The sequence below is a fragment of the Caballeronia sp. dw_276 genome, from assembly GCF_018449635.1.
Lineage (GTDB): Bacteria > Pseudomonadota > Gammaproteobacteria > Burkholderiales > Burkholderiaceae > Caballeronia.
On record NZ_JAAVUV010000005.1, the window covers coordinates 117,030 to 132,023 of the forward strand.

Sequence of the window (14,994 nt, forward strand, 5' to 3'; positions counted from 1 at the left end):
TGAAAGCCGCCCTTCGTCCTCTCAAGCCTCCGCAAGCTCCCGTACGCCTGCCACGTCGCGTGCGCCTTCATACAAGCGCCCGAACCTGTTGTCCAGGAAAGCCTGCAAAGGAACCTGTTCCTGCCGGATAAAGCCGTTCGCCGGCAACACGCCTTCACGGAACAGATCGAGCTCTGCGCAGACCGCGCCGGCGGTCGTGATCTGGATGGCGCTCATCGGCACGCCGCATATGTTTTTCGCGAAAATTTTCCGCGTGAAGACGTCCTGCACGAGACGCCCGTCGCGCATGCCGGTCGCCGTCACAAAAACCAGCACCACGTCTTGCGCTGTCGCCGGAACCGCGCGACGCAACATCGCCTTCAATCCGTCACGATCACTCGACATGCGCAAATCGTCGAGCAGGAATTTCATCAGCTCACGATGGCCCGGGTAACGCACCGACTTGTAATCGAGCGATTCCACTTTGCCTGCCAACGTCTCGCACAACGTCCCGAGGCCGCCCGATGTATTGAACGCCTCGTACTCGGTGCCATCGAGGGAAAAATGTTCCAGGCCTTCCAGCGGCTGCACCCATTGGGTATTGCCGTTGCGGATTGCTTCGCATGGCTGACAGTACTCGTTGATCAGGCCGTCGATACTCCACGTCAGGTTGTACTTCAACGCGTTCGTCGGGAATTCGGGCAACGCGCCCACGCGCATCTTGATCTCACGCAGTTCGGTGAAACGCTTCGCCAGATCGTGCGCCACGATGCCGATAAACCCCGGCGCCAGCCCGCATTGCGGCATGAACGCGTGCGTGGAATCGTCGGCGATGGCGCGAATCGCATGCGTCGCGCGCACGTCCTCGGTCAGGTCGAAGTAATGAACGCCGGCGGCCTTTGCCGCTGTTGCCACGGTCACGGCAAGGTAATACGGCATGGCGTTGATGAGCGCATCGAAGCCTTGGAGCGCGAGACGCAGCGCGTTGGCATCGGCGGAATCGACGCGACGGGTCGGAATACCCTGCGCTTCGAGCAGGCTGAGCGCGTGTGCATCGCGGTCGAAGGCCACGACTTCATAGTCGCCGGTTTCACGAAGCAAATGGGCGATGCTCTGGCCAATCAGGCCGGCGCCGATGAGGGCTATTTTCATGTTTATCTCCTTGATGGGCGTCACGGGGCAATCCCTGGACACCAGTTTAGGAGCGCATGAATATTGATAAAAGACACAAAAAGATGCGAATCGACATCAATTTTCGACGTTTTGACGATCTATTGATACAAAACGTCAGCTCATGCCGCCTCGATCCACCTTGCGCGCGAGAATGATGGACGTTGTGGTGCGCTCGACGCCTTCCAGGCCGCCGATTTCATCGAGGAGATCGTTGAGTCTGTCCGGCGAATCGGCCCGCAACCACGCGACGTAGTCGAACTCGCCGCTGACCGCGCAAAGCAATTGCATCTCGGGCATTCTGGCGAAGCGCTTTTGCACGTCGCGGCCATACTTTGGCGCGAGCTTGATGCCAACGTACGCCTGGATGCTGGCATCCAGCACGTCTTGTCCGAGACGTACGCCATAACCCGCAATCACGCCGGTTTTCTCGAGCCGCGCGAGCCTTGCAATTACCGTAGTGCGCGCAATGCCGAGCTGGCGCGCCAGCTCCGCCACGCTCTCGCGTGCGTTCACCTGCAATGAAGCGACGAGATTGCGGTCGATATCGTCAAGTTGATCGAGACGCGGCGGTCGCATGGAACGTGATCCTTTCGTTAATACAACGCGTTGAGACATCACGGCATTAGAGCACGGGCATCAATCTGCGCTCCATGCAGCAGGTTGGTTAAACTCCGTGGTCTCGCGAATTTTTCGCAGTCGTATCGGTTGTAAGCAGTTGTGGCAACCAAAGCAAGCCTGCGCGCTTACGTGATATTAATAGCGCCAGGCTTTGCAGCACATGAGGTATTTCGCGTGTATCGCTTGCCCCTTCTTAATGGACCCAAGGTGTCACCCATGAAAAAAACACTCGTTGCACTGGCCGCCTCTCTCGCCCTTTCCACCGCATTTGCTCAGTCTTCCGCACCGGTCGCCGCATCCACGCCGGGCGCGTCAGCGCCTGAATCAGCCCGTGGGCAGGCACGCGAAGCACGTGTCGAGCAACGTATCGCCGATCTGCACAGCAAGCTCAAGATCACCTCGGCTCAGGAAGACCAATGGAACAAGTTCGCCGACGTCATGCGTGACAATGGCCACACGATCGGCGAGTTGTATCGTCAGCGTGTCGCGCTCGGGACGAACACCACGGCCGTGGACGACATGAAGCAGTACGCGCAGATCACGCAAGCGCAAGCGGACGGCACCAAGCATCTCGTGGATGCATTCGAGCCGCTTTACGCGAGCCTTTCGCCGGAACAGAAGAAGCTCGCCGATGCCAGCTTCCACCAGACCGCGCGCCGTGGCGAACATAAGGGCCGCAAAGCGCCGCGCGGCAAGGCGACGCCGGATAGCATCGCGCCGGACGCGGCGTCAGCAACGAAGCCGTAAGCCGGAAAAAAGCGCCTGCGTTGGAATATCCGTGCAGGCGCTTTGTTGTTTACCGTGTGCAAAATGCAGGGCTTGGCGTTACGATCCCGGTCTCCAAAGCTTCGGCCCGTTCACGGCACTGCGCATGACATCGATCAATCATCTCGACCTGACTACCGACACAGCCGCCCAACGCGTGGTGAAAGATGAAACCGTTGATGTCGAGTTCGCGCACGAACCGGGCTTACTGATGAGCCTGGAAGGCCCGAACCGCTACGCGATTGGCGATGCGTTGATCACGGGTGCGACCGGGGAACGCTGGGTCGTGTCGCGGGACCGGTTCGATGCGAAGTATGTTCCCCGCGACGGCGCCAGGCATGGCGACGCGGGCGCGTATCGGAACATTCCGGTTGTCGTGCTTGCGAAGCAAATGCACGAAGCGTTTTCAATCGCGCGATCAGACGCTGGCGATGTATTGCACGGCGTGCAAGGCGATTGGGTCATGCAATACGCGCCGGGTGATTACGGCGTCGTGAAAGCGGCGCGGTTTGCCAAGGTTTACAAACCGGCTTGAGTACAGGGTCAGGCGAAGTCGTCGCCCATATCGATCTCCACGTTTCGCGGCACCGTTTCCCCGTTCGCATACATTTCTTCGAGCGCACCCAACTCCGTTTCCACGTACGCACGCAGCACCGCGTAACTGCGCGCGTGCATGCGCGGCGGCATCGCCCGGTAACGCGCGAGCGCAGCGGGATCGAAGCGGATATCGATGGCGATGCGGCGCGCCGTCGTCCCAAAACGCATGGCGATGTAATGAACCACGAGTGACAAACGGCCATCGTCGCCGGGACGTTCAACGAACTGCGTCTGTTCGGGGAACAGGTCGCTGATCACGCGCGCCAGGATTTCGATATCGGCGCTCGGACATTCGAATTGATATTCGTCGCTCATCTCAAACTCCGTTCTTCACGCGCGCCGCGCGGTCGGCCGCTACCCTGACGCCGATAAAATATCGACGCAACGCCCGCATCACGATCAGGCCGAACACGAGATACACGGCATCGGCGGCAAGCAGCGGGATCAGCTTCGCCTGATACAGCGCGATGGGCAAGGCGATCAGCGCATGCGCCACGATCATGAACGGCAGCGTGAAGCGGAAACGCTCGCGCAACATGTGCCACATCACGACGGAAAACCCGATCTGGAACACAAATGCCGCAGCACGTTCAACCAGGAACAGCGCCGCGGATTCGGGCGTCAGGCTGCTCAGCACCATATGCAGTCGCAGCAGCGATTCTTCGGGAACGCTTGTGAAATACTGGTCGAGCATGTTGCGGTCGGCGAGCGTGGCATACAAAAGCCATTGAAGCTGCACGAGCACGCCGACGATCCACGCTTCCGCCCCGCCATGGCCGATTCCATAACCGAGCGCGGTGCCCGGCTTTTGCAACGAAGCGGGATCGCGCCGGACCAGCCATTTCATGCCGATGAAACGGCCCACTTCTTCGCACAGGCCTGTCGCGAGCGCGCCGTAGATCACGAACAACGCCGGGTTCATCAACAAGCCGACGGTCGTGGCATTGCTCAGCATCAGACCATGCAGGCCGCGTTCGATGACCATCGAAAAAAGCGCGAACACCGCAATCCCGACAATCACGTCACGCCGTTCGAAGCCGTAACGCGGCTTCATTCTTCGGTACAGCCAGAAAGGCAAAGCCGCGATCAGCAGCGTTGCAAGCGTGAGGCAAACCAGCGTCAAGACACTTACCATCAATCAATATCCTCAAAAACCGTGTTTGGCTAAATTTTGTCCGCGAGCGTCGACGTCCGCACGATCAGTTCGCCCGCCAGCAGGCATTCCCGCGGCGCCATGACCGCGCCTTCAATGCGCTCGTGCAGGAATTCGACGGCGCGCTCGCCTATGCTATAGGTCGGCTGGCGCAAGGTCGTCATCCCGGCGAGTTCGGCCCACTCGGAATCATCGATACACATCAGCGCCACGTGCCGCTGCCACCCGGCGCCATGGCGTTCCTTCATATGCAGCGCGACGCGCAGCGCAACCGGCGCGTTCGCCGCGAACAATGCGATACGGTGATTCTCCTGCCGGCCTGCGTTGATCCGGGTATCGATATCGCTGAGCGCAATGGCGGCGAGTTCGACATTATCCAGATCGAGCACGATTGTCGCACCCGACACTCCGAGGGCGCCGATAGTGTCACGAAACGCGGACTCGCGCACGCGCCGCGAGCTGACATGCGTAAACGGCTGCACGATAAACACAAGCTCATCAAAGCCCTGCTGCGCCAGGTGGCGAATCGCCGTCGCGACGGCGGCGGTATTGTCGAGTCCGACCATGTCGGTGATGAGGCCATCGATGGAACGGTCCACCAGCACCACCGGCACACCGCCGCGCGCGAGGGTTTCGAGCGTCTCTTCCTTCACGCCGAGCGCATTCACGATCACGCCCTCCACGCGATACGTGCTGAGCAACTGCAGATACCGCCGTTCGAGATCGACTTCGTTTGCCGCATGACAGATCAGCGGCATATAACCGAAAGCGTGACACGCCGCTTCCACACCCTGCAGTACTTCGACCGAATAGGGATTCGTCAGGTCGGCGAGCAACATGCCGATCAGCCTGTTACGCCCGCGTTTCAGTCCGCGCGCCATCTGGTTAGGCCGGTAATCGAGTTTGGCGATGGCCTCTTCTATACGCGCTCGCAGGTCAGTTGACAGCACGCCTGTCTCGCCGTTCAGATAACGCGAGATGCTGGTCTTGCCCGTGCCGGCTTCGCGTGCGACGTCGGTGATGGTCGCGCGGCGTTCGGTCGAAAAGTTGTCTTTTGGCATGGTCTCGTGCAGTAAAAATAAAGCGCGCCAAGTGCGCGCTTTATTTACCAAGGCGGATTGAAGGCAACGCTGCTCAGCGCTTCACGGCTTCCGGATTAACCATGTTATTGGTCAGCGTGCCGTTCAGCGCGCCGATCAGATTCTCGGCGGCGTTCTTGTTCATCGCGTGGCGGGTTTCATGCGTCGCCGATCCGATGTGCGGCAACGCCACCACGTTCTTCAGCTTGAGCAACGGCGAATCGGCGGCAAGCGGTTCCTTCACGAAAACATCGAGGCCGGCGCCCAGGATCGTGCCGTTTTGCAGCGCTTCGATCAGCGCGTTTTCATCGACGGTCGGTCCACGTGATGCATTGATCAGGATCGCGCTCGGTTTCATCTTCTTCAACTGCGCCGCGCCGATCAGGTTGCGCGTCTCGGCGGTCAGCGGAACTTGCAGCAGAACGAAATCGGACGTGGCGAGCAATTCATCCAGTTCGACTTTCTTCGCGCCGTAGTCGCGTTCGGCCTTCTCGTTCGCGCTGCGGTTCGTGTACTGCACCTTCATCAAGAAGCCCAGCGACGCGCGCCGAGCAACCGCCCCGCCAATCCGGCCCAAACCGATAATGCCAAGCGTCTTGCCCTGCACATCGACGCCAAACTGTTCCTCGCCGATGCTCTTCGTCCACTTGCCCTCTTTCACCCATTCCGCAAGCTCCACGACGCGGCGCGCGCTCGCCAGGATCAACGCGAAAACAGTGTCCGCGGTCGATTCGGTCAGCACGTCGGGCGTGTTCGTGAGCACGATGCCGCGGCGATTCAAATCGGCGATATCGAAGGCATCGAAACCGACAGACACCGTCGCCAGCGCCTTCAGCTTCGTCGCGCCTTCGAGCATGGCGGGCGTGATTTGCGTGCTTGCGCCAATGGCGCCATCGGCATCTTTCAACGCGGCAACAAACGCGTCGTGCTGCTTTGGATCGACGGTCGTGACGTCCGCGTGTTCCTGCAGATAGTTCAGCACGTCCGCGGGCAGCGGCTTGTACGCGACGATTTTCTTTTTCATCGAAACAGATCCTGTGAGATTAGTGAGCAGCAAGTTTTGCGGTGGGCGTCACCGGTTGCGGTTTCACGGCAAGCGTCAGTATGACGGCAGCAACAAGGGCCGCGCTCATGAACACGTACGACGCCGAAGGAGACCCCGTCGCGCCGTTCAGATACCCAACGACGTACGAACCCACAAACGACCCAAGCGCGCCCATGCTGTTGATCAGCGCCATCGCGCCGCCGGCGACGTTCTTCGGCAAAAGTTCCGGCACGATCGCGAAGAACGGTCCGTAAGGCGCGTACATGGCCGCGCCCGCGATCACGAGCAACGCATACGAGGCCCAGAAGTTCGTCGATCCCAGCAAGTACGATCCCGCGAAAGCGAACGCGCCGATCAGCAGGAACGGCCATACAAAAAGCTTGCGGCGTTCGAGTTTGTCCGATGCCCACGAAGCGGCGATCATCGCAATGGTGGCCGCGAGATACGGCACGGCCGAAAGCCAGCCGGTCTCGACCATGCCGAACGTAGACGCGTTCTTGAGAATCGACGGCAGCCACAGCACGAAGCCATACACGCCGATGCTCCAGCAAAAATATTGCGCCGAGAGCTTCATCACGGCCGGCGACTTGAATGCATCTCCGTAATTCTTGACCGGCTTGATCGCGGCTTGTTCCGCGCGCAAGGTTTCATCGAGATCGCGCTTTTCCTGGTCGGAGAGCCACTTCACCTGCGCCGGCTTGTCCTGCACGATAAACCACCAGATCACCGCCCAGATGATCGCCGGTACGCCTTCGACCACGAACATATGACGCCAGCCGAACGCGTTGATCAGATAGCCCGATACCACCGACATCCACAGCACCGTCACCGGATTACCGAGAATCAGGAACGTATTCGCGCGCGAGCGTTCGGACTTCGTGAACCAGTTCGAGATGAAGATCAGCATGGCCGGCATCACGGCCGCTTCGACGATGCCGAGCACGAAACGCAACGCCATCAGCGAAGGAATGTTCGTCACCACGCCGGTCAGCGCCGCGCAGCCGCCCCATAAAATCAGGCTGACGAACACGAGCTTTTTCACGCTGCGGCGTTCGGCGTAGATCGCGCCGGGGATCTGGAAGAAGAAATAGCCGAGGAAAAACAACGCGCCAATCAGCGATGCCAGCCCCTTGCTGATCCCGAGATCGTGATTGATCCCCGCCGCCGATGCAAAACCGAAGTTTGCCCGGTCGAGATACGCAAGGCTGTAGGTGATGAACACGATCGGCATGATCGTCCACCAGCGGCGTACCGCGAGTGTGGGTTTGTTCGTCGTTTTATCGCTGGCTTGTTGCATGCGTGTCTCCGTCCGTGAGCGTGTCCGCGTTACGAGGCGACCGTGGTGGGCGCTTGTTCCAGCTTGTCAAGTTCGGCGCGCGTCGGCAGGCCTTCGCTGTCGCCGATCACCTGAATTGCCAGCGCGCCGATGCGGTTGCCGCGCGTCAACGCGTGACGCACATCGCGGCCTTCGAGCAGCGCGCTGACTACACCGACGGCGAAACCATCGCCTGCGCCGACGGTATCGACGACATTTTCAACCGGTATCGCCGGCACGGTGCCTTGTTCGTTGTCCGCAGTCCGGAAATATGCGCCGTGTGCGCCGAGCTTCACCACGACGCCCATCGCGCCCTGGTCCAGATAAAACTTGGCGATGTCCCCGGGCTCCGTGTACCCCGTCAGGATCTTGCCTTCGCTCACGCCCGGCAAGACCCAGTCGGCGTGCGCCGCGAGCGCGTTGAGCGCCTCGGCCATCGCTTCCTGCGACGGCCACAGCGTCGGGCGCAGGTTTGGATCGAAGGAAATGGTCTTGCCTGCGCGGCGCATTTCGGCCGCCATATGGAACGCGAGTTCGCGCGATGTCGCCGAGATCGCGGGCGCCACGCCCGTCAAATGCAAATGGCGCGCGCCGAGTACGTAATCCGCGACGTAGTCATCGAGCGACAAATGGCTCGCCGCCGAACCCTTGCGAAAATATTCGATGGACGGATCGCTTCCATCGTCATTTTTGGATTTCAGCTGGAACGCGGTCGGATATCGCTCGTCGATGGTGACGCGGCTCGAATCGATGCCCTCCTGCGCGAGCACGTCGAGCACGTAACGGCCGAAAGAATCGCGGCCGACGCGGCTCATCCAGCCGACCTTGAAACCCAGCCGCGACAAGCCGATCGCGACATTCAGGTCGGCGCCGGCGACGCGTTTGGTGAAATGTCCGACCTTCGCGAGATCGCCGGTTTCGGTCGCGACGAACAGCGTCATGGCTTCGCCGTAGGTCACAACATCGAGTACGGGGCTTGTGTTCGGTTTGTCGTTGGTCATGTTCATGGTTCAGTCGATGCTATTTGCCTGACGTAGCGTGCGGCGTCATCGGCAAGATGCGCCGGGTCGAACGGGAATTCGATACCGCGCGGGACGTCGGAAGGGAGTTGTTTTAAAAGTGCGGTGAAATATGCGTCGTCCGTTGCCGGCGCGGTCGCGAATCGTCGCGCGCCTTCGCCCTCGACAGCCTTGCAATGGATGTAGGTTACGTACTCGCCAAGACGCCTGGCGGCTTCGAGCGGATCCTGATCGGCCCAGCGCCAGTTGCCCGTATCGAAGGTCATCGAAAGCGCGTGGGAGCGCGGTTTCAACGCATCGAACAATGCGGCAAAGGCGTCGATCGTGCCGCCTGCTCTCAACTGGCCGTTTTCGACCACGACCTTCGCTTTTGATTCAGCGATGCCTGCTATCAGCCGATCGAGCGTGTTTGCATCCGTGGCGGTGCCGGTAGTCGCCGACCCGCCCAACTGAAACTTGACGATACGCGCACCAAGCGCATCGGCTTCGGCCAGCGTTTGGGTCATGGCGGTTTCATCGAGCGCGCCTTGGTCGTCGAACAAAGTCGCGGGCGTGGAATAGACCGGCCAGATTCCCGCCGCGCGGATTTTGTCGCCGAGATCACGAAGGGGATCGGGCTGTGATTGGCTGTCGTCGGCGAAAAGTTCACGGCGCACTTCGAACCCTGCCGCGCCGGCTTTTGCCGCGACTTCCGCCCAGGCTGCGTGGCCGTCACGACGAATCGCCTCCACGCCAAATGCGCTTGCGACGATCACGACCGGAACGTTCCCTTTAGGGGCCGCATTTTTGACCAGATTTCCGGAAATGCTCGATTCCACAGTCGAATATGGCTTGATTTGCATCTTGGAACCGGTTCCAAAAACAATTTTTAAAAAAGACGCATGGGCGTCCGGTATTTCGAGATGATCCGCCAGCGACCGGCAGGTTGCCATCATGGAAATCCCTAACGCTCGGGACCAAGACCTGCCGGCGACCAATCGGCCGCAATCCTTTTCAACAACTTGAAAATCGCCCCACCCTACAATTTGCTTTGCCGATTATCAACGCTCGCCACGAAAGTTTCTGTTTTGATATCGATTGCATCTTCAACGTTGACGCACGTGACCGGAGACAGGAGCTTTATTCATGTTCGACCAGCAAGGACTTCAGGACGGACTCGATCTGGTCGCGATTTTGGCGAAGACCAACCAAATCCGCGCGCTTGAACACGTTGTCACAGAACTGAGCAGCGCATTCGCCGATAACGCGGGCGCATTCAGAGCGCTAGCATTCGTCCTGAACACAAACGATCGGTTCGCTGAAGCATTCGGCATCGCAACACGAGGTTTGACCGTTGATCCAACGCATCCTCTGTTGCATCACAACGCGGCGCGCGCGTTGAGCATTCGTGGCAGGACCGTGGAAGGCCGGCCATACAGCGCGGAAGCAGCACGGCTTTTGCCCGACAACCCCCAACTGCAATTCCACTTTGCCGGCGTCCAGCTCGCGCTCGGGGAATATGCCGAAGGCTGGAAACGATACAAATGGTTCTACGAGATTCCATCGAACGAAATCTTGCGTGTTCGTCCGGCATTTCCCGAGTGGAACGGTGAGTCAGTCGCGGGCTGCGAGTTCCTGCTGGTCGGCGAACAGGGATGTGGCGATCAAATACAGTTTCTGCGATTTGCTGATTGGTTGCATAAGCAAGGCGCAACGGTCGATGTGCTTGTGAGTGAGCCCGTTGCGGTCCTGGCGGCCGGTTTGAAAAGCGTGAGGACCGTATTCACCGCAATGCCGGCTGGCCCATACTCTTATTGGTGCTACATGTTCAGGATGCCCGAACATGTGAACCTCGATTTGCAGATGCTGCCTGTTGTGATGCCTTATCTTTCCGCTTCGGGGGAACGCCGGGAACTGTGGAAAACGCATATCGATGCAATGTCATCTGCGGCCAAGAAAAAGCGCATCGGCTTTGTATGGGCGGGTAGCCCGATTCATCCGCTTGACCGCTTTCGCTCCATGCAGCTTGATGCGCTGCGGCCTTTGTTCGCCTTCACCGATATAACGTGGTTCTCACTACAAAAAGGTGGCCGAGAGCGCGATGCCGAGTCGTTGTCCGGAGAATTTGACGTTCAAACATTAGGTCCGGAAATCGCTGACTTCACCGATACGCTCGCCATCCTCCACGCCCTTGATCTGCTGATCACTGTAGACACGTCGGTGGCTCATCTTGCGGGCGCCGCCGAACTACCCGTGTGGACGCTCGTTCCCGCCAACACCGAATGGCGATGGCTTACCGGCAGGACAGATAGTCCGTGGTATCCATCGATGCGAATATTTCGCCAACGTGAACTGGGGGACTGGGAGAGCGTTATAGAAGACGTGAAATGCGCTTTGCTGGACTGGTCCGGCACCTAAAGCCTCATTGCTCCGCGCCGCCTTCCAGACACAACGCGTAAAAGCTCGCCGCCACCCTCGATGGCGCCGCCGCGTGCGGCATCAAGATCGAGAACCTCCGCGTCAAGGGTTCCGGCGCGATGCGCAGACGCTGCAAGGCGCCGTCCTCGTGGCGCATCGACATCGCCGATACGAATCCAATTCCCATCCCCGCCCTTACCGCTTCCTTCACGCCTTCCACGCCCGCAATTTCCAGCGCGACGCGCATTTGAACGCCGGCGCGCGCGCACGCTCGCTCGACCAGTTGACGCACGCCCGAACCCGCCTCGCGCAACACCAGCGGCCCGCCGCAGAGCGCTTCCAACGTCGCCTCACTGCCAGACGTCGTCAGAGGGTGCCCACTCGGCGCGATCGCGACAATCTCGTCCTCGCGCCACGGCGTGGCTTCGGTCCCGGGCGGCAGATCCGCGCCGACCGGCCCTTCGATCATCGCGATATCGAGCGAACCGAGCGCGGCGACGATCTCGCTCGTGTTGCCATCGATAGTGTGAATCACCACGTTCGGATATTTCCGATGAAACGCCGCAATCAGATAAGGCAACAGATAACTAGCGGGTGTCGTGCTCGCTCCGATTCGCAGCGTGCCGCTTTCGACGCCGCGCAGCGCGTTGCGGTACGCGTGCGCCTGATCGAAGGTGTCGCGAATTCGCGCGGCGTAGACGACGAGTTGTTCGCCGGCCGCGGTCAGCTTGATGCCACGGCCGTCGCGCTGATACAGCGGCTCGCCAAATTCGTCTTGCAGTTGCCGCAATTGCCCGGAAACCGCCGGTTGCGATAAGTGCAACGCGATCGCCGCGCGACTGATATTCCCGTGCTCGGCGACGGTGGCGAAGGTTATAAGCTGGTCGGGGGTCATTTGGGTGAAAGTATCGGCTGAACCGATACTTTACATCCCAAATGACGATTTTTCATATCGATATATCCAGAATAGGATTGGGATGGTCAAACCAAGGTGAAAAAACCATGTCCTCCGTCGCTACGCCCGTCCTGAAAACCGCCGCGCCAGTCAGCCAAAAGCGCGGCCAACTGAACGGCATCTTGTTCGTTGCGCTGTTCGCCGGGGCCGTCACGCAGTTATCGGCGTTGCCGGCCATCGCAAACTTGGGTTTGAGCCCGTTGATCGTCGGAATCGTGGCGGGAGCGATCTACGGCAACGCGCTGCGCGACGGCATGCCGGAAAGCTGGGCATCGGGCGTGAATTTCTCCGCGCGGAAATTGCTGCGCATCGCCGTTGGATTTTTCGGGCTGCGCGTGAGCTTGCAGGAAATCGCGCAGGTCGGCCTGCCGGGGTTGACCGTATCGGTGCTGGTGGTGGTGAGTACGCTCGCAATCGGCACGTGGGCGGGCATGAAACTGATGAAGCTCGACCGTGATACTGCCCTTCTGACCGCTGCCGGCAGCGCAATTTGCGGCGCGGCGGCGGTGCTTGCGTTCGAATCGACGCTGCAATCCGAGCCGCACAAGAGCGCGATGGCCGTCGGCAGCGTCGTGCTGTTCGGCACGCTTTCAATGTTCCTTTACCCGCTTGCGGTGCATCTCGGCTTGCTCCATCTGGATACGCTTGGCGTCGGGCTGTTTTTCGGCGGCACAATTCACGAAGTGGCGCAGGTCGTGGGCGCGGCGAGCAATGTCAGCCCGGAAGCGACGCATATTGCGACCATCGTGAAAATGACGCGCGTGATGTTGCTTGTGCCGGTGCTGCTGGTGGTCGGCATGTGGGTGAATCGGTCGCGCAATGCCGTCGATGGCGCCGATGGCACCAAACGCAAGCTCGCAATTCCCTGGTTCGCGCTGGGTTTCCTTGCGCTGGTTATCGTGAATTCGCTGCATGTTTTACCCGATACCGCCACCCACACGCTCAACACGCTCGATACATTCGCGCTCACCATGGCAATGACGGCGCTGGGTATCGAAACGAGGATTGCGCAGATTCGTCAGGCCGGACCACGCGCGCTGGTGACAGGGGCAATTTTGTACGCGTGGCTGATTGGCGGGGGGCTGGCGATCACGATGGGCGTGGAACGGTTGCTGGGGTAAATACAAACGCAACCTGTTTAAATGAGTATTTTTCGAACGACGAACCGATATTGGCAGATTTTGTTAAGATATTTCGAATTAGGTCAACGAATTTCGAGTATCCATGGCATCCATCGGCTACGCACGGCTCATCGAACATTTCTCCTTGCGCGTGCGCCCCTTGGATGCGCCGGCATCAACTAGCGGCTCCGTGAATCAGAGAGTCAACGCTCACGACCGGATTCTATTCCCGCGAAATGTCTCCATCGACGACTCGCCCGTAGGGCATCTCGAATTTGCGTTGCGTCATGAGGGCGTAAATTTAGAAGTCATAGATGCCGCTTTCGAGCATATCTCGCCAACTGATCTGTCTAGTCGGCTCAAAGTCGCGCCAACCGGCGTTCAGATTCGGCGCGCGTGCCATTTGTGGGAGTGGCTCACTGGCCGTGATTTGCCCACGGAAGGTTTCGCCGCAACCGGGGGCTATGTCGATCTGTTTCCCCGAGACACCTATGTCACCTCAGAGAAGCCGGTTAACAAGCCGAAATTTCGTGTTCGCGACAACGCTTTGGGCACTGCGGACTTTTGCCCAATTGTCCGGCTTAGCGCATTGCCTCAAACGCCGTCGTTAATCGAACTAGTCGATGAAGCCAGCCGCACCCTCGGCACGTTGTCCGACCCGGCGCTTTACGAGCGCGCCGTCAACTATCTAAATTTGTCCGAAACTCGAAGCAGTTTTGCCATCGAGCGCGAACAGCCGAGTTCGGAAAAACAAGAGCGATTTATCCAGCTCCTGCGCAGGGCTGGCGAACCGGCCGTCGTCGACGAAGACTGGCTGGTCGGCTTACAAAATACCGTCGTGCGGGATGTGTTCAGCCAAGAAGCGTCGTATCGAACGACACAAAACTGGCTCGAAGATGCGACCGGACGAATCACATTTTTTCCGCCGCCGCCCGATGATCTGCGCCGCCTCATGGACGGTTGGGAAGCATTTGTCGGCGAGCACGGTCGCTGCGCCGACGTGCTGGTGAAAGCGGCCTGTGCCGCGTTCGGCTTCGTCTACATCCACCCGTTTCTTGATGGCAACGGCCGGCTTCATCGTTTTCTTATTCAGCACGTTCTGGCAAGGTCTGTTCCGCTTCCGGGCGGCGCAATCGTTCCGGTGTCTGCAGTCATCCTGAAAAACATTCCGGATTACCTGGGCGTGCTGACCGGATTTTCGCGGCCCGTAACCAAGATGTGGCGCTACACGCTCGGTGATGCCGGGCCGATGGTGACCGAGGCGTCGGCGAGCCGGGCTTATCGATTTTTCGACGCGAGCCGGGAAGTCGCATTTCTGCATAGAATCATTCAACTTGCTGTGCAAGAAGAGATACCACGTGAACTTGCATGGCTTAGCGGCTACGACGCCGCTTTCCAGCAGATCGATGCCGAATTCGACCTGCCTCAAAAAGATATCTCGGCGCTGATCCGGATGATCCATTCGAATCAGGGAACAATATCGTCGAACCGTCGCAAACAATTCAACCATGTGCCGGTCGATGTACTAAACCGCATTCAGGGGATCGTGCGGGAAGCGTTTAGCGTCGGCGGCAGCAATCGGGCGCCATGAACGTTTTTCGAAGAGTCGACGCCTAGCGAGCAAAAAATTTGCGTTCCGCGAATCCAGGGCGTGTTTTACGAGGCCGAACGGGTACAACTAAGTTTGCGCGTAGGTAGGCGCGATGCTGGCAAGCTTGCAAACGTGCGGGTTTGCACCAGCCTGACGGCACATCTGTTGCTACCTCCCCAAGTTCAGC

15 protein-coding genes are annotated in these 14,994 nt (G+C 59.3%); 5 read left to right on the forward strand and 10 right to left on the reverse strand.

The window, feature by feature from the left end; all coding sequences use genetic code 11:
* Positions 1–21 precede the first annotated feature (21 nt).
* Both HB633_RS11925 and HB633_RS11930 read right to left on the reverse strand, forming a co-directional pair.
* A complete protein-coding gene (locus HB633_RS11925) occupies positions 22–1,131 on the reverse strand; it encodes a saccharopine dehydrogenase C-terminal domain-containing protein (RefSeq protein WP_213778320.1) in 1,110 nt (369 codons plus the stop codon).
* A gap of 135 nt (positions 1,132–1,266) precedes the next feature.
* The gene (locus tag HB633_RS11930) at positions 1,267–1,728 is read right to left on the reverse strand and encodes an Lrp/AsnC family transcriptional regulator (RefSeq protein WP_213778321.1); all 462 of its coding nucleotides are present in this window, start codon (positions 1,726–1,728) and stop codon (positions 1,267–1,269) included.
* A 258-nt stretch (positions 1,729–1,986) separates the two neighbouring features.
* On the opposite strand from HB633_RS11930, the gene HB633_RS11935 reads away from it, so the two are divergent.
* Together HB633_RS11935 and HB633_RS11940 are read left to right on the forward strand one after the other, a co-directional pair.
* Complete coding sequence (locus HB633_RS11935; protein WP_213778322.1) at positions 1,987–2,517, forward strand: Spy/CpxP family protein refolding chaperone; 531 nt, start codon at positions 1,987–1,989, stop codon at positions 2,515–2,517.
* A gap of 124 nt (positions 2,518–2,641) precedes the next feature.
* Positions 2,642–3,070, forward strand: a complete 429-nt coding sequence (locus HB633_RS11940; RefSeq protein WP_213778323.1) for a PGDYG domain-containing protein — start codon at positions 2,642–2,644, stop codon at positions 3,068–3,070.
* 8 nt (positions 3,071–3,078) lie between these two features.
* Here the strand turns inward: HB633_RS11940 and HB633_RS11945 are convergent, their stop codons facing one another.
* The 7 genes from HB633_RS11945 to HB633_RS11975 form a co-directional block, all read right to left on the reverse strand.
* Positions 3,079–3,447 carry a DUF3022 domain-containing protein gene (locus tag HB633_RS11945; protein WP_075359523.1) on the reverse strand — a complete coding sequence of 123 codons (369 nt, stop codon included), beginning with the start codon at positions 3,445–3,447 and terminating at the stop codon, positions 3,079–3,081.
* Between the two features lies 1 nt (position 3,448).
* Positions 3,449–4,267, reverse strand: a complete 819-nt coding sequence (locus HB633_RS11950) for a YhfC family intramembrane metalloprotease (RefSeq protein WP_213778324.1) — start codon at positions 4,265–4,267, stop codon at positions 3,449–3,451.
* A 29-nt stretch (positions 4,268–4,296) separates the two neighbouring features.
* The gene (locus HB633_RS11955) at positions 4,297–5,346 is read right to left on the reverse strand and encodes a LacI family DNA-binding transcriptional regulator (RefSeq protein ID WP_213778325.1); all 1,050 of its coding nucleotides are present in this window, start codon (positions 5,344–5,346) and stop codon (positions 4,297–4,299) included.
* A gap of 73 nt (positions 5,347–5,419) precedes the next feature.
* Positions 5,420–6,388 (reverse strand): NAD(P)-dependent oxidoreductase, encoded by a 969-nt coding sequence (locus tag HB633_RS11960; protein WP_213778326.1) that lies wholly within the window; start codon positions 6,386–6,388, stop codon positions 5,420–5,422.
* A 19-nt stretch (positions 6,389–6,407) separates the two neighbouring features.
* Positions 6,408–7,706, reverse strand: coding sequence for an MFS transporter (locus tag HB633_RS11965; RefSeq protein ID WP_213778327.1), 1,299 nt, complete (start codon positions 7,704–7,706; stop codon positions 6,408–6,410).
* Positions 7,707–7,735: 29 nt separating this feature from the next.
* On the reverse strand, positions 7,736–8,725 hold the full coding sequence (locus HB633_RS11970) for a sugar kinase (RefSeq protein ID WP_213778632.1): 990 nt from the start codon (positions 8,723–8,725) through the stop codon (positions 7,736–7,738).
* Positions 8,726–8,727: 2 nt separating this feature from the next.
* Entirely contained in the window at positions 8,728–9,585 is an 858-nt protein-coding gene (locus HB633_RS11975) for a TIM barrel protein (protein WP_213778328.1), read from the reverse strand.
* 535 nt (positions 9,586–10,120) lie between these two features.
* Between HB633_RS11975 and HB633_RS11980 the strand changes: the two genes are divergently transcribed.
* Positions 10,121–11,140 (forward strand): hypothetical protein, encoded by a 1,020-nt coding sequence (locus tag HB633_RS11980; RefSeq protein ID WP_213778329.1) that lies wholly within the window; start codon positions 10,121–10,123, stop codon positions 11,138–11,140.
* Positions 11,141–11,144: 4 nt separating this feature from the next.
* Here the strand turns inward: HB633_RS11980 and HB633_RS11985 are convergent, their stop codons facing one another.
* The gene (locus tag HB633_RS11985; protein WP_213778330.1) at positions 11,145–12,035 is read right to left on the reverse strand and encodes a LysR family transcriptional regulator; all 891 of its coding nucleotides are present in this window, start codon (positions 12,033–12,035) and stop codon (positions 11,145–11,147) included.
* 107 nt (positions 12,036–12,142) lie between these two features.
* Here HB633_RS11985 and HB633_RS11990 point away from each other — a divergent pair, with 107 nt between their 5' ends.
* Together HB633_RS11990 and HB633_RS11995 are read left to right on the forward strand one after the other, a co-directional pair.
* The gene (locus tag HB633_RS11990; protein WP_213778331.1) at positions 12,143–13,216 is read left to right on the forward strand and encodes a YeiH family protein; all 1,074 of its coding nucleotides are present in this window, start codon (positions 12,143–12,145) and stop codon (positions 13,214–13,216) included.
* A gap of 103 nt (positions 13,217–13,319) precedes the next feature.
* On the forward strand, positions 13,320–14,807 hold the full coding sequence (locus tag HB633_RS11995; RefSeq protein ID WP_213778332.1) for a Fic family protein: 1,488 nt from the start codon (positions 13,320–13,322) through the stop codon (positions 14,805–14,807).
* Positions 14,808–14,994: the final 187 nt, after the last annotated feature.